A 23,915-nucleotide genomic window follows, 5' to 3' on the forward strand; every position below is an offset into this window, starting at 1 on the left:
TCACCGCAATCCTTGTGGACACAGCTCTATCCATACGGCTCACCGCAATCCTTGTGGACACAGCTCTATCCATACGGCTCACCGCAATCCTTGTGGACACAGCTCTATCCATACGGCTCACCGCAATCCTTGTGGACACAGCTCTATCCACACGGCTCACCACGATCCTTGTGGGAGCGGGTTTACCCGCGAAAGCGTCGGTACTGACAACATGAAATCCGGCGGCCATGTGTCGCGCTGCCGGCCAGTCTGGCCCCAATCGACGGCAAGTCCGCTATGATGCGCCCACGTTTCACCTAGCGAGACCGCCATGCGCCGCCTGTTTTTCCTGCTGTTCCTGCTGCTGGCCAGCCCTGCATTCGCCACGGGCCTGCTCGACAACCGCCCAAGCGCCACCCTCGGCGCTGCATCCCTGAGCAACAGCGCCGACTTCCTGCCTGTCCATGAGGCCTTCAAGCTCAGCTTGGTCCAAGCCGATGCCCAACGCATCAAGCTGCGCTTCGTCGCCACCGATGGCTACTACCTCTACCGCCACCGCTTCCAGTTCCGCACAGAGCCCGCCGACATCACCCTGGGACCGGCCAACATCCCCAAAGGCGAAGCCAAACACGACGAGTTCTTCGGCGATGTGGAGGTCTACCACGGCGTAGTCGACATCGAACTGCCGCGCACCGATGCACGTGCCTTCACCCTGCTGGTGGGCTACCAGGGCTGCGCCGATAAAGGCCTGTGCTACCCGCCGGAAACCGAACGGCTGAGCATCGACGGCGCAGGCGCCAAGCCCGATGCCGGCCCGGCCACTGCCGAGCACGGCTGGAGCTGGCAATCACTATTGCTGTTCTTCCTTGCCGGCGTCGGCCTGACCTTCACCCCCTGCGTACTGCCGATGCTGCCGATCCTGTCCGGTGTGGTCCTGCGCGGGCAGGTCGGTGGCTGGCGTGGGCTGAGCCTGTCGCTGGCCTACGTGCTGCCGATGGCCGCGTCTTTTGCTGTGCTCGGCGCGCTGATGGGCATGTTCGGCGCAGGCCTGAACCTGCAGGCACGTCTGCAATCGGCCTGGGTCCTGGTGCCGTTCGCGTTGTTCTTCGTCCTGTTCGCCCTGGCCATGTTCGGGCTGTTCGACATCAAGCTGCCCCAGGCCCTGAGCGGTCGCCTGGACAGCCTCGCCCACCGCACCAAGGGCGGCTCGCTGCTGGGCGCGGCCGTGCTGGGCGTGCTGTCCAGCCTGCTGGTATCGCCCTGCGTGTCAGCGCCGCTGGCGGGCGCCTTGCTGTATATCAGCGTCAGCGGCGATGCGTTGGGCGGGGCACTCAAGCTGTTCGCCCTGGGCCTGGGGATGGGAGCCCCGTTGCTGGTCATAGCCACCGGCGGCGCGGCCTGGCTGCCCAAGAGCGGCCCGTGGCTGAACACGGTCAAGAACGCCATCGGGGTACTCCTGTTGGGCCTGGCCATCGGCCTGCTGAGCCGCGTGCTGCCGGGGCCTGTGACGTTGCTGCTGGTCGGGTTGCTGGCCGCAGGCGTGGCGCTGTTCCTCGGCGCCCTGGAGTTCGTGGTCAAAACACCGCGCCAACGCCTGGGCCAGTTGCTCGGCTTGGCCCTGCTGGTCTACGCCGTGGCCTGCTGGTATGGCGCCCTGAGCGGTCAGGGCGACCCACTGCGCCCACTACCGCCCCCGACCGTGGCTACCCTCGGCGCCAGCCCGGCCAGCAAGAGCGATGCCTGGCAGACCCTCACCACCCCCGCCGCACTGGATGCAGCGCTCGCCGAAGCCAAAGCCGCCGGTCAACCGGTACTGCTGGACTGGTACGCCGACTGGTGCATCAGTTGCAAGGTGATCGAGCATGAAGTGCTGAACGCGCCGCAGGTCCAGCCACAACTGGCCGCCTTCAAGCTGCTGCGGTTCGACATCACTGAAAGCAACGCCGAGCAACGCACCCTGCTGGACCGCTATCAGCTGTTCGGCCCACCAGCGCTGCTATTCTTTGCGGCGAACGGCAGCGAAATGTCCGCTGATCGGGTCATTGGCGAGATAAACGCCGGCGAATTTGCGAATATTCTGTCGCGCGTGCGCGGCAAACTCGGTCTATAACTTCCCCCGGGCCGGGAAAATTCGCCAAAGGAGTGACCAGAGTTAATAATCCGGTCACATACTTTGCGCGAACCTCGGACAACGTGCTGGCTATTGCAGGGAACTGGACACCCGACGCCCTCTTGCGGCATAGTCGCCGCGCTCATGTCGTATTGCCCTACAAAATCCAAGGAATCGCAGATGGCAACCCTACTGGTGCTGCACGGCCCCAACCTGAACCTGCTCGGCACCCGCGAACCAGGCCATTACGGCGCCGTGACCCTGGCCCAGATCAACCAGGACCTGGAGCAGCGCGCCCGCGCCGCTGGCCACCACCTGCAATACCTGCAGAGCAATGCCGAGTACGAATTGATCGACCGTATCCATGCCGCCCGCAACGAAGGCGTGGACTTCATCCTGATCAATCCGGCTGCTTTCACCCACACCAGCGTCGCATTACGTGACGCATTGCTGGCTGTGAGCATCCCATTCATCGAAGTGCACCTCTCCAACGTGCACAAGCGTGAACCGTTCCGTCATCACTCCTACTTTTCCGATGTCGCCGTAGGGGTGATCTGCGGCCTGGGCGCCACCGGTTACCGGTTGGCCCTGGAATCCGCGCTGGAATACCTGGCTGCCAACGCACAGCCCTGATGACACAAAGCTTTGGCCCCTCGGGGCCAGGGCTCTAGAGAAACGTTTTAGACACGTTTTTAAAATTAAGTCCCCGACCGAACCTTGGGAGTTGATGATTAATGGATATCCGTAAAGTCAAGAAGCTGATCGAACTGCTGGAAGAGTCTGGCATCGACGAACTGGAGATCAAGGAAGGCGAAGAGTCCGTTCGCATCAGCCGTCACAGCAAGACCCCGGCCGGCGCCCAGTACTTCGCAGCCCCGGCTCCAGTCGCTGCCCCGGTCGCCGCTGCCGCGCCAGTCGCCGCCGCTCCGGCCGCCGAAGCTGGCGTCGCCGCTCCAGCCCTCAAAGGCACCGTGATCCGCTCGCCAATGGTCGGCACCTTCTACCGCAAGCCTTCGCCGACCTCGGCCAACTTCGCTGAAGTCGGTCAGACCGTGAAGAAAGGCGATACCCTGTGCATCGTCGAAGCCATGAAGATGATGAACCACATCGAAGCCGAGATCGGCGGTGTCATCGACGCCATCCTGGTGGAAGACGGTCAGCCGGTTGAGTTCGACCAGCCGCTGTTCACCATCGTTTGAACCGCGGAGAGCCAACGATGTCTGGGAAGCTCGAAAAAGTCCTGATCGCCAACCGCGGGGAAATCGCCCTGCGGATCCTGCGTGCCTGCAAAGAGCTGGGTATCAAGACCGTCGCTGTTCACTCCACGGCCGACCGCGAACTGATGCACCTGGGCCTGGCAGACGAGTCGGTCTGCATCGGTCCTGCATCGTCCAAGGATTCCTACCTGCACATCCCGGCGATCATCGCCGCTGCCGAAGTGACAGGCGCCACCGCAATCCACCCGGGTTACGGCTTCCTGGCGGAGAACGCCGACTTCGCCGAGCAGGTGGAGAAGTCCGGTTTCGCCTTCATCGGCCCGAAAGCCGACACCATTCGCCTGATGGGCGACAAGGTTTCGGCCAAGGACGCGATGATCAAGTCGGGCGTACCGACCGTGCCGGGCTCTGACGGCCCGCTGCCGGAAGACGAAGAGGTCGCCCTGGCGATCGCCCGTGACGTCGGCTACCCGGTGATCATCAAGGCCGCCGGTGGCGGTGGTGGTCGCGGCATGCGCGTGGTGCACAAGGAAGAGGACCTGATCGCCTCGGCCAAACTGACCCGTACCGAAGCCGGTGCAGCCTTCGGCAACCCGATGGTCTACCTGGAGAAGTTCCTGACCAACCCACGTCACGTGGAAGTCCAGGTCCTCTCCGACGGCCAAGGCAACGCCATCCACCTGGGCGACCGCGACTGCTCGCTGCAACGCCGTCACCAGAAGGTCCTGGAAGAAGCGCCAGCACCAGGCATCGACGAGAAGGCCCGTCAGGAAGTCTTCAAGCGTTGCGTCGACGCGTGCATCGAGATCGGCTACCGCGGTGCAGGCACCTTCGAGTTCCTGTACGAGAACGGTCGTTTCTACTTCATCGAGATGAACACCCGCGTCCAGGTCGAGCACCCCGTGTCCGAGATGGTCACCGGCATCGACATCGTCAAGGAGATGCTCAGCATCGCCGCTGGCAACAAGCTGTCGATCCGCCAGGAAGACGTGGTCATCCGTGGTCATTCGCTCGAATGCCGTATCAACGCCGAGGACCCGAAGAAGTTCATTCCGAGCCCAGGCAAGGTCAAGCACTTCCACGCCCCGGGCGGCAACGGCGTTCGTGTCGATTCGCACCTGTACAGCGGTTACTCGGTTCCGCCGAACTACGACTCGCTGATCGGCAAGCTGATCACCTACGGCAAGGACCGTGACGAAGCCATGGCCCGCATGCGCAACGCCCTGGACGAGATCGTCGTCGACGGCATCAAGACCAACATCCCACTGCACCGCGACCTGGTGCGTGATGAAGGTTTCTGCAAAGGCGGCGTCAACATCCACTACCTCGAGCACAAACTGGCCAACCAGGAGTGATCGCGTTAGCGTGATGCAAAAACCCCGGCCGAGTGCCGGGGTTTTTTATTGGGCTGTCAGGACATCAGATGAATCGCGATAGCGTTGCTCTCGTACTCGCTGGCCCTGTATACACGACCCGCGCCATCGGCGACCTGCCCGCTGCGCAACTGGTACAACGGTTCGGCCCTGACGCGCGCAAGCACCCGGCTAGCCCTGCCGCTGATACCCGAGGTACCCGCGCGAGCCCCACGCAGAATCGGGGTGTACAGATCTGCCACCAACCCGCCTGAGGTGGTGTAGACCTGGGTAACGCCGGTGCGCAAGTCCAATGTCATGCCATAGGTCTTGCCAAAGCATGAAGAGTACGACCAATGGTCCCACTGCGCGGAAATCCCCTGGCGCCTGAGCACCGACCGGATCGGCTCGCCGATGCTCGCCCCTCCCAGCCAATCCCCACCCGCCATGACGGCACGCACTTCTCCTGTTCCGGCACTCCGGATACGAGACAGGACGTCCCGGATCGCGCGCTCGATGAGCCCCCGGATGTTATGGTCGAAGTGGATGACCGCGCCCCATTTGGTTGCCGGGTTGTACAGCGAAACGGCCACGCAGCTCTGCACATTGAGCGTGAACAGGTAGTTGTCCGCGCTGCTGGCCGACAGCTGCGCGATCACCGCTTCGCCCTGTAGCGCACCGCGAAGCGGATCAGGGCTCGTACCCTGGGCGACTTGCCGCACATCGGTGATCCGCCCCAGGTCCTGCACAGGGTTGCCTCCGCGCAGGCCTGTGCTATTGGCTACCCAGCGACCATCCGCACTACGGACGATAGCCTCCCGGTGAAGACTGTCGGGCCGATTGGCCTTGATCACTCGCAACGTGCCGTGCTCCACGTCCCTCTCGACCTGGAAGTACCGCCCTTGATGGCGGACGAAGTGCCTGACGCCAGGCGCCTCGCTTGAAGCGCCGCTGCGATAGGTCCCTCGCCAAATACCCGCCTCGGTGACTTCCTGAAGGTTCGCCGGCTTACCTTTGACCGCCCAACGCTTGTCCAAACGCATCGAAGGAGCGCGTCTGCAACTGGCAGAGGAAACTTGCCTGATCGCCAGCATGTGCCGTGTTTCGTCCAGCAACGACCTGACCGCCCTGAGCGAAAAGCCTGGCAGCGCGATCATCAGCCCCAGCAAGCCCCAGGAGGCGAGCAACCACTGCTGCAGGGCATGCGCGGTGTCCTTGCGTGTGTGGGCGATAATCGCCGAGCGCAGCGGCGCCGCGACAAAATAGGCGCCCAGCAATGCTGCGAACGGCGGCGAGACAAGAGAAAGCGGTACCACCGCGTACAACAGCCCTTTGGCGACTTGCGTGCGAATCACCTCGAAGTGGCTGCTCGTCACCTCATCGACATCCGCTATAGCATGTTCGATATAGGCATCGTATTCGACAGCGATGGTGATGACGTGCTGAAGACCGCGCAGTGAATCCCGGGAGGCACTGCCCGAGGCCAGGGCGAGCAGGCGTTTCTCGACCTTGCGCCTGCCCGCCAGAGGCGCCCGCGCAAGCAAGTAATCGTTGGCCACCCCCAACGCTTCCAGACCCAACGCGCTGTATCGGCTGAACAGACGACCGTTCGGCTCTGCGGGCGCATACAGCCAGTCCTGGGCTTTCCCCTCCTGGATGTGGCGGAACACATAGCACCCCAGGATGACGTACCCCTCGATGGTCAGCCGAAAAATCCCATCATGATCGGCCACTTGCTCGGATGACCCGCTTGCCTTCTCTTTTCTCAGCGTGCGTCCGAGCTCAGTAACCAGACGCGTCAGCGCCTCGTACGTCTCAAGATCGATCTGCCCGCGACCATGTGCAACTCGCAAATCACGATCCATGCCGCTCAGCAGCGCGCTGCCGAACAGCTGCTGGTAGTTCGCATAGTCCACCGAACCGGCCAGCAGGAAGCGCTTGCGCACATGGGCAATGTACTTTTCTCCTACATAGGCACTCCGTGCGTATTGGGCGAGCTCGGCGCTTCGCAGCGCAGAGAGATCCTGACCGACCAGTGAGCGAACGCCTCGCTTCGGGTGGTCGATACCCGAATTGTCGTCATAGCCATAACACGCCACATCGAGCAGATTGACAGAGCGTGTCGTCCCATCGGCCAATGTCGTGCTCAAATCGAAGACGATCGATTCCGGTGCCACCGGATCGGCGATGCCCTGCTTCGCCAGATACGGCTTGATGGCTTCGCCCACCGTACGTCGGGCAAAGTCCTGAAAACTTTCATAGCCTTTCAGCGCTTCGATGAACGCCTGCTCGGCGCCACGGGCCTCGTTGCAAAGCAGGTTGATCACCTTACGTTCTTCGATGCCCAGTGCACTGTACCAACGAGGTGACTCGCTTGCCTGCACCTCATGCTCACGAATTTTCATGCGTGCCTGGACGCCTTCTTCGATACAAGCCTGATAACCCCGACTCGCACTGCGAAGATCGCGGGTCAGATCCCACGTAGCGGGCAGCGACTGAATGTTTTCCATTTCCACGGCAGCACTGTCGCGCTGCGCCATGGACAATTGCGACAGCAGGTAGTCTTGGCCAGCCGCCTCTTTCATCCAGCCTCCGATCTCGGCGCTGAGCATGCGAAGGGAGTTGAACTCGACCCACTCCTGTCCGTCCGGCTTTGCCGGCGCGTACAAGAACAGGCTGTCCAAGACGCCTTCTTCGCTACGAAAGAACACCAACAGGTCACTGCAAATCATGCCGTCGAACAACTCGATGGCACTGACCGTCAACTCGGTCTGCTTGCCCTGCCACAGGGCTGACAACTGGACATGATGAGCGTCTTGCAGATGCCCTGCATACACGGCGCGTTGCGCGCTGTACTTCAAGCCGAAATCATAGGCATCGAACAGCGCCTGCTTGACCTCGGCTGCTTCGTGGCGCTTGGTCAGCGCTGGCAGGTAGGTTGCCTTGGCATCGACGCTGGCCGCCAACTCGCGAATCTGCGCAGCGCTCGGTGGCCGGCACAAAAGCGAGGTGTTGGTGATATCACTGAGCTCATATAGCTGGTCGATATCCAGTGCCCCTTCCGCCACCAGCTCGGTCAAGGTCAGCGATTCCCTGTCCTGCGGTGAGGCGCCTCGCCTGCGCCGCTTGACTGTAATCCGGTCGGCGAGCAGCGGTGCGTCAAGGTGCTCGTCCAGGTAGTCCTGCGCGCAGCGACTGGCGTGGCGCTGCAGCGAGCGCACATCGCCCAGTGCGCGACTCGCTTGATCCTCAGCATCCTGCCAGTCCTGCCAGGCCCCTTCCAGACCAGAGCGCTGGCTTTCATCCAGCAATTTGTACCAGTGCGGCGAGCGGGCTTTCGTCACGGCATCGACCGCTTCGCGCTCGTCTGCGGTGGCCAAACTGGATAACGCCAACTGCCCATGCCACTGATGCTCGTGCTCGCCAAGGCGCGCGCGCAACATTTCTGCAGTCATGTCGAGAAGTGCTGCCGACGCCAAAGTCACCTTGATGCTCTGGCAATGCGCCTCAACCTGCTCAGCAACACGGGCGAGGTATGCCTGCCGCTCGACAAGCCCGTCGGGCGCTACTTGCCAGTAGCGCCTAAGGTAGTCCTGATAATTATCGAGCAGCCGCGTACTTGCGCTTTCCACGAGCTGGACCATGACATCCCGGCGCGCCTCGGGAATCTCCTGAACGACATACCCATCCGGTCGGTAAGGCGCGTGCAACTGCTCATCAAACACCAGTGGCCTCTGGTCGATCCGATATTGCAGGGCTGCATCGAGCAGATCGTGCGGCAAACGCGGATCGATATCGTCGCTGTAGTGGGTTTTCAACTCCACCAGAAGGTTGTTCTCGGCGACCTCGAAGAATGTCGACTGATCGTTAAGCCGTCGCTGGAAATGCTCGGCCCAGACGGTAATGCGCTCAAGGGCAGTCGAACGGGTATTGGATACAGGTGGCGAAACTGAAGCACTCATGACGATCAATCCTGATTGAGAAACCACCAAGGATTGGTCTGGGCACTGACCGACATGCGGTAGCAAGCAACTACCCGCGCCGGAATCCGCCAATGCACGGAATGCACAAACCCCACGCACTCAAGTAAACTGCCAGGCTACGCGCAGCCCTGGGCTGCCCCTGTCGATTTACCAAAGGTGCCCGCCATGCCCTGGCTGCAAGTACGCCTGGCCATCAGCCCAGACCAAGCCGAAACCTACGAAGACGCCCTGCTCGAAGTCGGCGCCGTCTCGGTGACCTTCATGGACGCCGAAGACCAGCCCATCTTCGAACCGGACCTCAACACCACCCCGCTCTGGTCGCACACCCACCTGCTGGCGCTGTTCGAGGCCGACGCCGAACCCGAGGCCGTGTTCGCCCACCTGCGCCTGCTGACCGGCGCCGAGCTGCCCGAGCACCACGCCGAAGTGATCGAAGACCAGGATTGGGAACGCAGCTGGATGGACAATTTCCAGCCCATGCGCTTCGGCCAGCGGCTGTGGATCGTGCCGAGCTGGCACGAGGCACCTGAAAAGGACGCGGTCAACCTGCTGCTGGACCCGGGCCTGGCCTTCGGCACCGGCACCCACCCGACCACCGCGCTGTGCCTGGAGTGGCTCGACGGCCAGCAGCTCGAAGACACCCAAGTGCTGGACTTTGGCTGCGGCTCGGGCATCCTGGCCATTGCCGCGCTGCTGCTCGGCGCCCGTGAAGCGGTCGGCACCGACATCGACGTCCAGGCCCTGGAAGCCTCGCGCGACAATGCCGGGCGCAACGGCATCGCCGACGAGCGACTGGCCCTGTACCTGCCCGAGCAGATGCCCGCCATGCAAGCCGACGTGCTGGTCGCCAACATCCTGGCAGGCCCGCTGGTCTCGCTGGCGCCGCAATTGTCCGGCCTGGTTCGTCCCGGTGGCCTGCTGGCCTTGTCGGGCATCCTCGCCGAGCAGGGCGATGAAGTGGCCGCCGCCTATGCCGCCGACTTCGACCTGGACCCGATCGTCGTGCGCGACGGCTGGGTACGCATCAGCGGTCGCCGCCGCTAGGCCCACCTAGACTTAACCACCTGCACAGCCCGGATCGCCGCATGACCGACAGTTTCGTCACCCAGTGCCCGCATTGCCAGACCAGCTTTCGCGTCACCTACCAGCAATTGAGCATGGCGCGTGGCGTGGTGCGCTGCGGCCATTGCTTGCAGGTGTTCAACGCTGCCAAACAGTTGCTGGAGCAGAACCGGGCCGCCGACACGCCTGAAGTCCCGAGCCCGGCGCCGGCACCGGCACCGACGCAAGAACTGGCGCAGGAATCGGCGCAGCCGCCCCAGGACGAACACCCGGAGCCGGCACCGAGCCCACCGCAGGAAGACTGGGCGCTCACCGCAAAAGCCCTGGATGATCTGGACCTGGACCAGGAACTCGCCCGCCTCGAGCGTCGCGAGCCACACCAGGAGCGCCAGGCCCCGTCGCGTGAAGAGGCCTTGCAGGCCCGCCGCGATGACCATCGCCACGATGAGCACGCGGACGAACCCTTCGGTACCGCCGCCGATCATCGGCTGGACCTGCCTCCCGTCGAGGAGCCCGCGCCCGTGCTGGTCGAGCAGGAGCCCCTCGACCTGGACCTCGAACCGGCGCCCGGAGAGCGCACCGAGCCGACCCTCGGCGGCCTGGACCTGGATGATGACGAACCTCGCCCGCCGCCCCAGGACGAGCCCCACGATGCCTTGGTCGATGAGCCGGTTGCACCGCTCTCGATCCACGACGACGTCCCCGAGAAAGGCCTCTCGGCCCGGGACGACGACGAACCCGCCGGCCTTCGCCTGTCGGCGCGCGATGACGACGAGCCGGATGACCTGCGCGACGAGCGGCCAGAGCCGATACTGGCCGCCAAACCCGAGCGCCCGCCCCGCAAGGAGCCGCTGGTGCATGTGGTGGACGACCCATTGCAGCTCGACTGGCAAAAGGCCAAGCCCAACTGGTTCAAGCGCTTGCTGTGGGGCGTGTTGACTCTGCTGGCCGCTGGCCTGCTGGCCTTCCAGTACATCGCCTACCACTTCGATGAAATGGCCCGCCAGGACCAGTACCGGCCTTGGTTCCAGCAGCTATGCCCGATGGTCGGCTGCACGGTGCCGACCCGGGTCGACATCTCCCGCATCAAGAGCAGCAACCTGGTGGTGCGCAGCCACCCGGACTTCAAAGGCGCCCTGATCGTCGACGCGATCATCTACAACCGCGCGCCGTTCGCCCAACCGTTCCCGCTGCTGGAGCTGCGCTTTGCCGACCTCAACGGCCAGTTGATCGCCAGCCGTCGCTTCAAGCCCAGCGAGTATCTGTCAGGCGAGCTGGCCGGGCGCGGCGAGATGCCCAGCCAGACCCCTATCCACATCGCCCTGGACATCCTCGATCCGGGCCCGAAGGCCGTGAACTACAGCCTGAGCTTCCGCTCGCCGGAATGAAAACCAGCGCTCAGCCGCACGCTTCCCTCCCCAAGAACGAGCAGGCCGAGCACCGGTTGGCTTGAAGCGTGCGGCTTGAAGCTTGCCGCTTGAAGCTTCCCGTTATAAGCCCGCAGTTGTTCAGATTTTATCCAGATTCATCTTTATCCAGTCATCGAGAGCGGGTATCATGCCAACCCTTTTTCGGACTCCCATGATTCGGCCCCACAACAGGGAACACCTATGTCGGCGGTACGCATCGGCCCTTACACACTGCGAAACAACCTGATCCTCGCCCCCATGGCCGGGGTGACGGACCAGCCTTTCCGTACACTTTGCCAGCGCCTGGGCGCCGGCATGGTGGTGTCGGAGATGGTGACCAGTGACATGAGCCTGTGGAACAGCCGCAAGTCGCGCCTGCGCCGCATCCATGAAGGCGATCCCGAGCCTCGCTCGGTGCAGATCGCCGGTGGCGATGCGCAGATGCTGGCGGCGGCGGCCCAGGCCAATGTCGAGGCTGGTGCCCAGATCATCGATATCAACATGGGCTGTCCGGCAAAAAAAGTCTGCAACAAGGCAGCGGGCTCTGCTTTATTGAGAGATGAAGCCTTGGTCAGCGAAATCCTCCACGCCGTGGTCGGCGCGGTGGACGTACCGGTGACCCTGAAGATCCGCACCGGCTGGGACCGGGCGAACAAGAACGGCCTGACCGTGGCGAAGATCGCCGAACAGGCTGGCATCCAGGCGCTTGCGGTGCATGGCCGCACACGCGCCGACCTGTATACCGGCGAAGCCGAGTACGACACCATCGCGGCGATCAAGCAGGCGGTGTCGATCCCGGTTTTTGCCAACGGCGATATCACCTCGCCGGAAAAGGCCCGGGCGGTGCTGGACGCCACCGGTGTCGACGGCCTGCTGATCGGCCGTGCCGCTCAAGGGCGGCCGTGGATTTTCCGCGAGATCGAGCATTACCTGCGCACGGGCGAGCACCTGCCTGCCCCCGCGCTGGATGAAGTGGAACACATTCTGCTGGAGCACCTGGCTGCACTGCATGCCTTCTATGGCGATGTGATGGGCGTGCGTATCGCCCGCAAGCATGTGGGCTGGTACCTGGCAACACGACCTGGCGCCAAGGAGTTTCGCGCCCGGTTCAACGCGCTGGAAGACACAACAGCGCAGTGCGCCAACGTTCGCGCGTTCTTTTGCGAACGTCGAGAGAGCCTTGAGACAGAGGACGGACAAGGGGTGGCCGCATGACGATGATGACCGAGACATTAGTGAGTGGAACAACGCCCGTGAGCGACAACGCCAATTTGAAACAGCACCTCAATACGCCGAGCGAAGAGGGCCAGACCCTTCGCGACAGCGTGGAGAAGGCGCTGCACAACTACTTCGCCCACCTGGAAGGCGCGACCGTCACGGACGTCTACAACCTGGTGCTGTCGGAAGTCGAGGCACCGCTGCTCGAAAGCGTGATGAACTACGTCAAGGGCAACCAGACCAAGGCCAGTGAGATGCTCGGGCTCAACCGCGGCACCTTGCGCAAGAAACTCAAGCAGTACGATCTGTTGTAATCCGAATCCCAATCAGAAAAGGCGGCTCTCCCAAGAGGCGCCTTTTTTGCTGAAACCACCGCGTTATGGAATCCGAAATGACCGACCAGACTACCCGCCTGCCGATCCGCCGCGCCCTGATCAGCGTCTCCGACAAGACCGGGATTCTCGAATTCGCCCGTGAGCTGCAACAGCTGGGCGTCGAGATCCTGTCCACCGGCGGCACCTACAAGCTGCTCAAGGACAACGGCGTGAACGCGGTGGAAGTGGCCGACTACACCGGCTTCGCTGAAATGATGGATGGCCGGGTCAAGACCCTGCATCCGAAGATCCATGGTGGCATCCTGGGCCGCCGCGGCATCGACGACGCCATCATGAACGAGCACGGCATCAAGCCGATCGATCTGGTCGCCGTCAACCTGTACCCGTTCGAGGCGACCATCGCCAAGCCGGGCTGCGACCTGCCGACCGCCATCGAGAACATCGACATCGGCGGCCCGACCATGGTCCGTTCCGCGGCGAAGAACCACAAAGACGTCGCCATCGTGGTCAACGCCAGCGACTACGCCAGCGTCCTGGAAAACCTCAAGGCCGGCGGCCTGACCTACGCCCAGCGTTTCGACCTGATGCTCAAGGCCTTCGAGCACACCGCCGCCTATGACGGCATGATCGCCAACTACATGGGCACCATCGACCAGGCCAAGGACACCCTGTCCACCGAAGGCCGCAGCGAGTTCCCGCGCACCTTCAACAGCCAGTTCGTCAAGGCCCAGGAAATGCGCTACGGCGAGAACCCGCACCAGAGCGCGGCGTTCTATGTCGAGGCCAAGAAAGGCGAAGCCAGCGTCTCCACCGCCATCCAGCTGCAAGGCAAGGAGCTGTCGTTCAACAACGTGGCCGACACCGATGCAGCGCTCGAGTGCGTGAAGAGCTTCGTCAAGCCAGCCTGCGTCATCGTCAAGCATGCCAACCCATGCGGCGTGGCCGTGGTGCCGGAAAACGAAGGCGGCATCCGCAAGGCCTATGACCTGGCCTATGCCACCGACACCGAGTCGGCCTTCGGCGGCATCATCGCCTTCAACCGCGAACTGGATGGCGAAACCGCCAAGGCCATCGTCGATCGCCAGTTCGTCGAAGTGATCATCGCGCCGAAAATCTCCCAGGCCGCCCGTGAAGTCGTGGCCGCCAAGCAGAACGTGCGCCTGCTCGAGTGCGGTGAATGGCCAGCCGAGCGCGCCTCCGGTTGGGACTTCAAGCGCGTCAACGGTGGCCTGCTGGTGCAGAGCCGTGACATCGGCATGATCGGTGCCGACGACCTCAAGGTCGTGACCAAGCGCGCCCCGACCGAGCAGGAAATCCACGACCTGGTCTTCGCCTGGAAAGTGGCCAAGTTCGTCAAGTCCAACGCCATCGTCTACGCCAAGCAGCGCCAGACCATCGGCGTGGGCGCCGGCCAGATGAGCCGCGTCAACTCCGCCCGTATCGCCGCCATCAAGGCCGAGCACGCCGGCCTGCAGGTCCAGGGCGCGGTCATGGCCTCGGACGCCTTCTTCCCGTTCCGTGACGGCATCGACAATGCGGCTAAAGTGGGTATCACCGCCGTGATCCAGCCGGGTGGTTCGATGCGTGATGCCGAGGTTATCGCTGCCGCCGATGAAGCTGGCATTGCGATGGTATTCACCGGCATGCGCCACTTCCGCCACTGATTTACGGCAATCGGCCGCACTGAAGCAGGCATTTGCTGCGTTGGGGCCGGTTCCGCTGATGCTCATTGCCAGAAGGCAACTCCGCTCATCGGAACCGGCACAGCCTTGCATCCACCTGCTTCATTGCGACCTCGTACAGCGTGAGGCTTTGCCTCCCGTCCGAAAGAATTCGAGGTTTTGACATGAAAGTTTTGATCATCGGCAGCGGCGGCCGTGAGCACGCCCTGGCCTGGAAAGTCGCCCAGGACCCACGCGTCGAGAAGGTCTACGTTGCCCCGGGCAACGCCGGCACCGCCATCGAAGCCAAGTGCGAGAACGTCGCCATCGACGTCACCGCCCTGGAGCAACTGGCCGACTTCGCCGAGCAGAACGTGCAGATGACCATCGTCGGCCCTGAGGCCCCGCTGGTCGCCGGCGTGGTCGATCTGTTCCGCAGCCGTGGCCTGGACTGCTTCGGCCCGACCAAGGGCGCAGCCCAGCTGGAAGGCTCCAAGGCCTTCACCAAGGACTTCCTGGCCCGCCACAAGATTCCGACCGCCGACTACCAGAACTTCACCGAGATTGAGCCAGCCCTGGCCTACCTCAAGGAAAAAGGCGCACCGATCGTCATCAAGGCCGACGGCCTGGCCGCAGGCAAAGGCGTGATCGTCGCCATGACCCTCGAGGAAGCCGAGGCCGCCGTACGTGACATGCTCGCCGGCAATGCCTTTGGCGACGCAGGTTCGCGTGTGGTCATCGAGGAATTCCTCGACGGCGAGGAAGCCAGCTTCATCGTCATGGTCGACGGCCACAACGTGCTGCCGATGGCCACCAGCCAGGACCACAAGCGCGTCGGCGACAAGGACACCGGTCCGAACACCGGCGGCATGGGCGCCTACTCCCCAGCCCCGGTCGTCACCGCCGAAGTGCACCAGCGCGTGATGGACCAGGTGATCTGGCCGACCGTGCGCGGTATGGCCGAGGAAGGCAACGTCTACACCGGCTTCCTCTACGCAGGCCTGATGATCGACAAGGCGGGCAACCCCAAGGTCATCGAGTTCAACTGCCGCTTCGGCGACCCGGAAACCCAACCCGTCATGCTGCGCCTGGAATCGAGCCTGGTGCTGCTGGTCGAGGCGGCCTTCGCCAAGGCCCTGGACAAGGTCGAGGCCCAGTGGAACCCGCAGCCGAGCCTGGGCGTGGTCCTGGCCGCTGGCGGCTACCCCGGCGACTACGCCAAGGGCGCCGTGATCAACGGCCTGGACGCTGCCGCCAAGCTCGAGGGCAAGGTCTTCCACGCGGGCACCGCGCTCAAGGATGGCCAAGTCGTGACCGCCGGTGGCCGTGTGCTCTGCGCCACTGCCATGGGTGCCACCGTCGAGGCCGCCCAGCAACAGGCCTATCGCCTGGCCGAGCAAGTCAACTGGGACGGTAGCTTCTACCGCACCGACATTGGCTACCGTGCGATCGCCCGCGAGCGTGGCGAGCACCAGTAAGCTGCAACGGATCGCCGTGACGCCCCTGGCGCACGGCCTCCGGCTCGTCGACAGGGCCCCGCCGGGGCCTTGCCTTCGTCTTGGCGCCCCGCGCATAGTTGTTATCCTGCACATCGGCTAGGAAGGGATCTCGTCTTGCGTCGGCTTCGGATTGCCATTGCCCTGATCGTCAGCCTGCTGACGCTGCTCTGCCTTCCCCCGGCCTCGGCCGAGCAAGGTGGAGGCTGGGCCGTTCTGCTCGATGAACAGGCCAACCTGCAACTGAGCGACATCCGCTCGGACCGCTACCGCAATCAGTTCAGCCCCCTGCAACTGTTCGAACTCGATGCCGCCCCCGCCGACCAGGCGCTGTGGCTGCACTATCGGCTCGAACCAGGTGAGCAGGAACAACTGCTGCGTGTCTTCGCGCCCGACCTGTCACGCCTGGACCTCTACGCGCTGGACGGCGACAAGCTCGTTCGCCAGTTGCACCATGGTCGTCAGGGCGACAACACCAGCCCGACCTTGCGCAGCAGCGACCACCTGTTGCCGCTGCCCAACAGCCCACGCACCCTGGATATCTACCTACGCCTGGTCTCCGAGCATCAGCTGCGTCCGGCCATCAGCCTGGAGCCTGCGGCCTGGGCCGCTGCCGACCAGACGCGCCCGCTGCTGTTCGGCCTGCTGTTCGGCGGCTTGGTGATGCTGATCCTGCACAACCTGATCCGCTTTCTCTACACCCGCTCCAGCACCACGCTGATCCTGGCCCTCTATCACGGCCTGATGCTGCTCAGCGCCTTGATCCTGCTCAACCTCAGCGGCCCCTGGTGGCAGCTGTGGCACAGCGCCCAGACCCCCGCCGCCTACCTGACCCTGGTCCTGGCAGGGCTGGCAGGGCTGTATTTCACCCAGCATTTCTTCAGCCCCTGCAGCTCGCTGCGCTGCAACCGATTGCTGCATGCAGAGATGCTCATCGTCGCGGTCAGCGGCCTGATCCTGCTGTTCGTCGACACCCTGCCGCTCAACCTGATGACCTACGCCCTGCTCGCGCTCGGCAGCGTGACCATGCTGCTGGTCAGTGCCTATCACTGGTACAAGGGCTATGGCCCAGCGCGACTGTTCGCCGTGGCCATGCTGGTGTTCAACCTGGGCGGCCTGGTCCTGCTGCCGGCCTTGCTGGGCCTGACCCGCACCTCGACTCCCTGGCTGCTGTGCATCCTCATGGGGCTGACCGTGGCCAGTGGCTTGCTGCTGAACCTGGCGGTCAGCGAGCGGCTGCGTCGCATCAGCGAAGAACGCTTCCGCGCCAGCCGCGCACTGGCCGCCAGCGATGCCGAGATCAACGCCAAGGCCGAGTTCCTGGCCAAGATCAGCCACGAGATCCGCACGCCCATGAACGGCGTGCTGGGCATGACCGAATTGCTGTTGGGCACGCCACTGTCGGTCAAGCAGCGCGACTACGTGCAAACCATCCACAGCGCCGGCAACGAACTGCTCACGCTGATCAACGAGATCCTCGACATCTCCAAGCTCGAATCCCGGCAGATCGAGCTCGATGACGTGCAGTTCGACCTCAACGCGCTGATCGAGGATTGCCTGAACATCTTCCGCGCCAAGGCCGAGCAGCAGAACATCGAGCTGATCAGCTTCACCCAACCCCAGGTGCCGCGGGTCATCAGCGGCGACCCGACGCGTCTTCGCCAGGCGCTGTCGAGCCTGCTGGAAAACGCCCTGAAGAACACCGAGCAAGGCGAGATCCTGCTGGTGGTGGCCCTGGACCAGCGTGGCGACGTGCCGCGCCTGCGCATTGCTGTGCAGGACAGCGGCGAGTCGATGCCCGCCGCCGAACGTGAAGCGTTGCTGCAAGCCCAGTTGCACAGTCATCAGTTCCTTTCCAGCAACAAGCTCGGCGGCCACCTGGGTCTGGTCATCGCCAAACAGCTAATCGGCCTGATGCAGGGCGAGTTCGGCATCAAGAGCAGCACCAGCATGGGCAACACCCTTTGGCTCACCCTGCCGCTAGACCCCTCGCGCCTGGAGCAACCGCCGGCCGACCTCGACGGCCCGCTGCGCGATGCCCGCGTGCTGGTGGTGGACGACAACGACACCTGCCGCAAGGTCCTGGTGCAGCAGTGCAGCGCCTGGGGTATGAACGTCAGTGCCGTGCCTTCGGGCAAGGAAGCCTTGGCCCTGCTGCGCACCAAAGCCCACCTGCGCGACTACTTCGATGCCGTGCTGCTGGACCAGAACATGCCCGGCATGACCGGCATGCAGCTGGCGGCCAAGATCAAGGAAGACCCCAGCCTGAACCACGACATCCTGGTGGTGATGCTCACCGGCATCAGCAACGCGCCGAGCAAGATCATCGCCCGCAATGCCGGGGTCAAGCGCATCCTGGCCAAGCCGGTGGCCGGCTACACCCTCAAGACCACGCTGGCCGAAGAGCTCGCCTTGCGCGGTCGCGAGCAGGCGCCCGCCCCCGCACAGCCTGGCCCACCATCGCCGTTGGATCTGCCCGGCGACTTCCGCGTGCTGGTCGCCGAGGACAACAGTATTTCCACCAAGGTCATCCGCGGCATGCTCGGCAAGCTCAATCTCGAGCCGGACACCGCCAGCAACGGCGAGGAAGCCCTGCGGGCGATGAAAGCGCAGCGTTATGACCTGGTGCTGATGGACTGCGAGATGCCGGTGCTCGATGGTTTCTCCGCCACCGAGCAGCTTCGTGCCTGGGAGACCGCCAACCAACGCGAGCGCACGCCAGTGGTCGCGTTGACCGCGCACATTCTCAGCGAACACAAGGACCGCGCGCGCCAGGCCGGCATGGACGGGCACATGGCCAAGCCCGTGGAGCTGTCGCAGTTGCGCGAACTGATCCAGTTCTGGGCCAGCAAGCGGGCTGCGGCGTCGGACCGTTTGCATACCCCGTGAGGCCTCTGTAAGACCAACTGCACTGTGTTATTGGCACTGGCCTTTTCGCAGCCTACAGGTTCTGTATTGCTCTCAAAATACCGCTTGCCTGCAAGCCCATGAGCGGATGTAGGGTCTGCGGTGTTCGAGGCCAGCGTCGCACCAGCCGCACCGCTATTGCGCCTGATACACTTGCCCACACCCTTCCCGCCATGGATTCGCGCCATGCTCCATGAGTTGTTCAGCGTCTACCTGAAAATGCTCGTGCTCTACAGCCCGTTCTTCGTGCTGTCCTGTTTCATCAGCCTGACCCGCGGCTACTCCAGCAAGGAGCGCAAGCAACTTGCCTGGCGCGTGGCCATCGCGGCGCTGGTGGCCAGCGTGGTGCTCTACCTGTTCGGACGCGCGATCTTCGGGGTGTTCGGCATCACCCCCGACGCCTTCCGCATTGGCGCCGGCAGCGTGCTGTTCATCTCGGCGCTGGGCATGGCCCAGGGCAAGGCGGCGGTCCAGGCCGACAACGTGCAGCAGGACGTGACCATCGTCCCGCTGACCATCCCGCTCACGGTCGGCCCCGGCACCATCGGTGCATTGCTGGTAATGGGTGTGGGCCAACCGCATTGGGACGACAAGCTGCTGGCCATCGTCAGTATCGCGCTGGCGAGCTTCACCGTAGGCCTGGTGTTGTACTTGTCGAACCGCATCGAGCGGATCCTGGGCGACCAGGGCCTGCAGATCGTCAGCCGTCTGATGGGGCTGTTCGTCTGTGCCCTGGCGGCGCAGATCATCTTCACCGGGATCAAGGGCTACCTGGTGCCCTGACCCCGGCTTGGCTCAGGCCTTGGCGGGGTACCAGCGCGGGGTGTAGGCCCACACGCTACCGTCGGCGCGCGCGAAGGTGCAGGTCGTCGAGGAGCCGACCAACACCATGGTGCGCATGTCGACCATCTCCGGCACCAACTCGCCCAACGTCACCACCCGCAGCGTCTGCCCTGGGCGCCCGATGTCACGCCCCAGCACGACCGGCGTGCCTTCCTCGCGATGCTTGCGCACAACGCTCAGCGCCTGCCCCAGTTGGTGGGGGCGAGCCTTGGAGATGGGGTTGTAGAAAGCCAGGACCAGATCGGCCTGGGCGGCCAGGTCCAGACGCTTTTCGATGATCGACCAAGGCTTGAGGTTGTCCGACAGAGACATGACACAGAAGTCATGGCCCAGCGGCGCTCCGGCCTGGGCGGCGGTCGCCAAGGATGCCGAAACGCCGGGCAGTATTTGCAGGTCCACCCGATGCCAGGCGGGGTCGTCGGACTCGTGCAAGGCCTCGAGCACGGCGGCCGCCATGGCGAACACGCCCGGATCACCCGAGGACACCACAACCACCGAGCGCCCTTCGGCTGCCAGCTCGAAGGCATGGCGGGCACGCTGCATCTCTTCGCGGTTGTCGGTGCAATGCAGCACCTGGTCGGCGCGGAACGGGCCGGCCATGCGCACGTAGGTCTCGTAGCCGAGCACATCCTGGGCACGCGCCAGCTCTGCCTTGACCGCAGGCACCATCAAGTCCGCCGCGCCAGGACCAAGACCGATCACCGCCAGGCGGCCACGGCCGCGACCGACCTTAGCCAGCTCGATAGGCGCTGACGCCACGGCGATGACCAGCCCGTCCTGCTCAATCAATCGCGCGCCAGGCAAAGCCTGGACGACCTGCTCGGCCGGACGGCCAGCTACCGATGCGAAACGCAGGGTGACGCCCAGCGCCTGCGCCGCCTCGTGCAAGGCCGGCTCAGCCATGTAGTGTTCATCGGCCAACAGGCAGGCCAACGCGGCTTGCGCGATACCCGCCTCGGCCAATGCCTGCGGCACGCGCTCGGCCAGATCCGATGCCGAGCCGTCGACGGCCACCAATACCGAACGGGCATGGATGAGCAACTCGTCACGGCTGACCGGATGCGCCTCGCACCCCACGCGGATGATGCGCCGGGCCGCGTGGTCCTGCGGCAATTGCACCTGGTCGAGCCAGGGCGCATCACCTTCGACCCGCACCGCCTCGCCCGCCAGCAGATCGGAGACGAAACGCTTGCCCTGCTCCAGGTCCGCCAGGGCATAGCCCTCGGGGGGATTGAGCAGGCAGGTGCCGAAGCGCAACTCACCGCTGGTGGTGATGGCTGCCGCCACGCCGAGCCTCTGGCCAATCTCCCGGGCCATGACATTGACCCCTGACAGACCACCGAGCAGTGGCACTACGGCGCTACCATCCTCGGCCACTGCCAGCACCGCTGGCTCAGCGCCCTTTTCGGTGAGCAGGCTGGCCAGGGTGCGGATCACGATGCCGGCGGCGCACAGGGCGATGATCGGTGTGTCTTGCTGGTAGAGCTGACGCAGGGTATCGCCGAAGTTCTCGTAGGATGCATCCACTCCCTCGACCCGACCGGCCAGGCCGAGGATCTTCGCCTGGGGATACCCCTGCGCAATGCGCTTCGCCGTCGCCAAGCTGCCGGGGCCGAGGATGACGATCGCCGGTGCCTTGTGGCTGTTCATCCCTGCCATTTTTCACCCGGTACGACGATCAAGGAGAAGTACGGCGAGGACTGCGGGTCCACGTCATCGAGCGGGACGATCTTCTGGTTGGCCATGGTCGCGCGCTCGACATACAGCGCGCGCTCGGCCAGGCCCAGCTCGCCGAGCACCTGGCGCACCTTGGGGAAGTTGCGCCCGAGCTTCATGATCACCGCAGCATCGGCATCGGCCAAACGCCGCTTGAGCTCCTCATGGGGCAGCACCCCGGAGAGCACCGACAGGCTCTGGTTGCGATACACCAGGGGCGCGCCCAGTACCGAGGCGCCGCCCAGCATCGAGCAGACGCCCGGAATCACCTGCGTCTCGTAGCGCTGGGCCAAGCGGTCGTGCAAGTACATGTAGGAGCCGTAGAAGAACGGGTCGCCCTCGCAGATCACCGCCACATCGCGGCCGGCGTCCAGGTGCTCGGCAACCTGCACGCTGGCTTCGTCGTAGAAGTCGCTGATGACCTGCTCGTAGGACAACGGCTCGGGCAGCACCTCGGTGGTCACCGGGTACACCAGTGGCATCAAGGTCTGCTCAGGCTGCAGATGCGCTTCGATGATGCCGAAGGCATTGCCGCGCTTGCCCTTGGCCACGAAGTAGGCGACCACGGGCGACTCGCGCAGCAGGCGCAGGGCCTTGACCGTGATCAGTTCGGGGTCGCCGGGGCCCACGCCCAGGCCGAACAGACGTCCGCGTGGCTGCATCATTCCACCTCCGTGGCCAGGGCGTTGACCGCGGCGGCGGCCATCGCGCTGCCGCCCAGGCGGCCCTGCATGATCACGAACGGCACGCCACGGCTGTCGGCGGCGAGCATCGCCTTGGACTCCGCCGCGCCAACGAAGCCGACTGGGAATCCGAGGATCAGTGCAGGCTTGGGTGCGCCGGCATCGAGCATTTCCAGCAGGTAAAACAAGGCGGTCGGCGCATTGCCGATCACCACCACGCTGCCTTCCAGGTAGGGGCGCCACAGCTCCAGGGCCACCGCCGAACGGGTGTTGCCCAGTTCCTTGGCCAGGTCCGGCACGCTGGGGTCGCGCAGGGTGCAGATCACTTCGTTGTTGGCCGGCAGGCGTGCGCGGGTCACGCCTTCGGCGACCATGTGCGCGTCGCACAGGATCGGTGCGCCGTTGGCCAGGGCCTCACGGCCGGCGGTGCCGGCACCTTCGGAAAACTGCAGCCCCTCGATGGCGTCGACCATGCCGCAGGCATGGATCACCCGCACGGCGAGTTTTTCCAGGTCGGCGGGGATCCGCTCGAGCCGGGCTTCCTCGCGGATGATCCGGAAGGAATTGCGATAGATCTCCTGACCATCGCGGATGTAGTCAATCATCAAGGTGCTCCGTCGGCAGGTCGAGCATGGCGCCTGCTTCTTCTGGGGAAAGGTCGCACGCACGCAGCCTGCCGAAGCCCGGCTGGTGCGTATCGCGCAAGTACAGGTCATAGCGGCCCGGCGAGCGGGCCAGCAAGGTGACCGGGGCGACATGGGCCACGGCACAGGAACGCAGGCAGCCGGACAGATGCACGCTGCCGGGGCCACCTTTTTTCAGTAATGAGGCGATGATCAGGGCATCGGCCTTGGTATCGGCCTGGGCCTTGGCACAACCGGCAGAGCCGGTGCAGGCCGTCAGGCGAGCCAGGGGCTCGTCGCCCTGGCAGACCAGCCCGAGGCTGTTCAAGCCAGCCCGATCGATCATCGCAAGGTCGATATTGGGCAGCACGAGGCTCTGCCAGGGGCTCACGCGCAGGCTGCCGTCACCGGCCTCGCGGGCCAGGGCGGCGAGGCTGCGCAGCATGGCCGGGGTCAGCCGGCCCAACGGCGGCGCGATGCCCCACGCGGTTCCCTGACGCTGAGGCAGCGGCCCCAGCCAGGTCCCCACGGCAGGCTCACGTCGCCAGCGCTGTATCGCGGCATCGCGTCGAACATCCAGACCAAGCCCCGAAACGAACACGTCAGCCGGGTAGTCTTCGAGCAATTGGCGCATCCGCGACTGCTCTGGTCGGGCCAGGTCCAGGAAGCGCTCCAGCACCGCGCGAACCAACGCCAGCCCCTGCTCGACCGGCACCGCACCGAGGGCCGGCCCACGGGCCGGGCAGCCGGCCAGGCCAAATGCGTACCAGGCGTGCCCCTCGAGCATCATTGCCGAGAGCCACAGATCGTGGGGGTGTTCGAGCATCGCCAGGCGTTCGCCGCCATCGAGCTGTACGGCGAACTTGGCCGACAGCGCGTGCAAGCGAGGGGTGGTCTCCAGCAACTGCAGCAATTGCTCAGCCAGCGGGCGTGTATCGATGAGCATCGCGGGGTCGAGGCCAGCCAGCGGGCTTTGCATCACATTGCGCACATCGTCACCTGCGGCTTCGCGCGGGCCCAGGCCGGCGGCCAGCAGGTGCTCGATCAGGCCGGCGTGCTCCGCGCCGATGCCGCGGATCTGCAGGTTGCCGCGATTGGTCGCTTCGATCACCCCGCCAGCGAACCGCTCCGCTGCCGCCGCCACGGCTTCTGCCTGGTCGGCCAGCAGCAGGCCACCGGGAAGCTTGATCCGGCAGATCCCCCCGTCACGGGCCGCGACGATGCGCCACAACCCCGGGCAAGCCGAGGGGCGGGGTGACATGGCTGGGACGAGAGGCTGATTCAAGGGGGCATCCGGCAATCTTGAAAATGCGCTTGAGTG

General features: G+C 64.3%; 17 protein-coding genes. 12 read left to right on the plus strand and 5 right to left on the minus strand.

Annotated elements, in window-relative coordinates; translation table 11 throughout:
• The first annotated feature begins 310 nt into the window (after window positions 1-310).
• From ACNFCH_RS01925 to accC, 4 genes are all read left to right on the plus strand, one after another.
• Window positions 311-2,089 (plus strand): protein-disulfide reductase DsbD, encoded by a 1,779-nt coding sequence (locus tag ACNFCH_RS01925; protein WP_337159993.1) that lies wholly within the window; start codon window positions 311-313, stop codon window positions 2,087-2,089.
• 180 nt (window positions 2,090-2,269) lie between these two features.
• Complete coding sequence (aroQ, locus tag ACNFCH_RS01930) at window positions 2,270-2,722, plus strand: type II 3-dehydroquinate dehydratase (protein WP_070090423.1); 453 nt, start codon at window positions 2,270-2,272, stop codon at window positions 2,720-2,722.
• 101 nt (window positions 2,723-2,823) lie between these two features.
• A complete protein-coding gene (accB, locus tag ACNFCH_RS01935) occupies window positions 2,824-3,288 on the plus strand; it encodes an acetyl-CoA carboxylase biotin carboxyl carrier protein (protein WP_337159992.1) in 465 nt (154 codons plus the stop codon).
• A 17-nt stretch (window positions 3,289-3,305) separates the two neighbouring features.
• Window positions 3,306-4,661 carry an acetyl-CoA carboxylase biotin carboxylase subunit gene (gene accC / locus ACNFCH_RS01940; RefSeq protein ID WP_070090425.1) on the plus strand — a complete coding sequence of 452 codons (1,356 nt, stop codon included), beginning with the start codon at window positions 3,306-3,308 and terminating at the stop codon, window positions 4,659-4,661.
• A gap of 56 nt (window positions 4,662-4,717) precedes the next feature.
• On the opposite strand, the gene ACNFCH_RS01945 is transcribed toward accC, so the two are convergent.
• Window positions 4,718-8,620, minus strand: a complete 3,903-nt coding sequence (locus ACNFCH_RS01945; protein ID WP_416742156.1) for a type III effector 1 — start codon at window positions 8,618-8,620, stop codon at window positions 4,718-4,720.
• Between the two features lie 186 nt (window positions 8,621-8,806).
• Here ACNFCH_RS01945 and prmA point away from each other — a divergent pair, with 186 nt between their 5' ends.
• The 8 genes from prmA to ACNFCH_RS01985 all read left to right on the plus strand — a co-directional run bounded on the left by prmA (window position 8,807) and on the right by ACNFCH_RS01985 (window position 19,512).
• Window positions 8,807-9,685 (plus strand): 50S ribosomal protein L11 methyltransferase, encoded by an 879-nt coding sequence (prmA, locus tag ACNFCH_RS01950; RefSeq protein WP_416742157.1) that lies wholly within the window; start codon window positions 8,807-8,809, stop codon window positions 9,683-9,685.
• Between the two features lie 41 nt (window positions 9,686-9,726).
• Window positions 9,727-11,091 (plus strand): DUF3426 domain-containing protein, encoded by a 1,365-nt coding sequence (locus ACNFCH_RS01955; protein ID WP_337159989.1) that lies wholly within the window; start codon window positions 9,727-9,729, stop codon window positions 11,089-11,091.
• 222 nt (window positions 11,092-11,313) lie between these two features.
• Entirely contained in the window at window positions 11,314-12,327 is a 1,014-nt protein-coding gene (dusB, locus tag ACNFCH_RS01960; RefSeq protein WP_196162612.1) for a tRNA dihydrouridine synthase DusB, read from the plus strand.
• Window positions 12,324-12,644 (plus strand): DNA-binding transcriptional regulator Fis, encoded by a 321-nt coding sequence (gene fis / locus ACNFCH_RS01965; RefSeq protein WP_008093076.1) that lies wholly within the window; start codon window positions 12,324-12,326, stop codon window positions 12,642-12,644. The genes dusB and fis overlap by 4 nt, the downstream gene beginning before the upstream one ends.
• Before the next feature lie 77 nt (window positions 12,645-12,721).
• A complete protein-coding gene (gene purH, locus ACNFCH_RS01970) occupies window positions 12,722-14,329 on the plus strand; it encodes a bifunctional phosphoribosylaminoimidazolecarboxamide formyltransferase/IMP cyclohydrolase (RefSeq protein WP_337159988.1) in 1,608 nt (535 codons plus the stop codon).
• 182 nt (window positions 14,330-14,511) lie between these two features.
• A complete protein-coding gene (purD, locus tag ACNFCH_RS01975; protein ID WP_337159987.1) occupies window positions 14,512-15,804 on the plus strand; it encodes a phosphoribosylamine--glycine ligase in 1,293 nt (430 codons plus the stop codon).
• 135 nt (window positions 15,805-15,939) lie between these two features.
• Window positions 15,940-18,711 (plus strand): response regulator, encoded by a 2,772-nt coding sequence (locus ACNFCH_RS01980; RefSeq protein ID WP_416742158.1) that lies wholly within the window; start codon window positions 15,940-15,942, stop codon window positions 18,709-18,711.
• A 204-nt stretch (window positions 18,712-18,915) separates the two neighbouring features.
• Entirely contained in the window at window positions 18,916-19,512 is a 597-nt protein-coding gene (locus tag ACNFCH_RS01985) for a MarC family protein (protein ID WP_043207917.1), read from the plus strand.
• Between the two features lie 12 nt (window positions 19,513-19,524).
• Here the strand turns inward: ACNFCH_RS01985 and cobJ are convergent, their stop codons facing one another.
• The 4 genes from cobJ to cobG are packed head-to-tail and all read right to left on the minus strand — an operon-like array spanning window position 19,525 to window position 23,894.
• Window positions 19,525-21,231: a precorrin-3B C(17)-methyltransferase gene (cobJ, locus tag ACNFCH_RS01990; RefSeq protein WP_337159985.1), complete on the minus strand. Its 1,707-nt coding sequence runs from the start codon at window positions 21,229-21,231 to the stop codon at window positions 19,525-19,527.
• The gene (locus tag ACNFCH_RS01995) at window positions 21,219-21,950 is read right to left on the minus strand and encodes a precorrin-2 C(20)-methyltransferase (protein WP_337159994.1); all 732 of its coding nucleotides are present in this window, start codon (window positions 21,948-21,950) and stop codon (window positions 21,219-21,221) included. The genes cobJ and ACNFCH_RS01995 overlap by 13 nt, the downstream gene beginning before the upstream one ends.
• Window positions 21,950-22,576: a precorrin-8X methylmutase gene (locus ACNFCH_RS02000; RefSeq protein WP_337159984.1), complete on the minus strand. Its 627-nt coding sequence runs from the start codon at window positions 22,574-22,576 to the stop codon at window positions 21,950-21,952. Before ACNFCH_RS02000 ends, ACNFCH_RS01995 begins: the two co-directional genes overlap by 1 nt.
• A complete protein-coding gene (cobG, locus tag ACNFCH_RS02005) occupies window positions 22,569-23,894 on the minus strand; it encodes a precorrin-3B synthase (protein ID WP_337159983.1) in 1,326 nt (441 codons plus the stop codon). The genes ACNFCH_RS02000 and cobG overlap by 8 nt, the downstream gene beginning before the upstream one ends.
• Window positions 23,895-23,915 lie beyond the last annotated feature (21 nt).

Source organism: Pseudomonas sp. NY15354 (assembly GCF_048068075.1).
Classification (GTDB): Bacteria; Pseudomonadota; Gammaproteobacteria; order Pseudomonadales; family Pseudomonadaceae; genus Aquipseudomonas; species Aquipseudomonas guariconensis_C.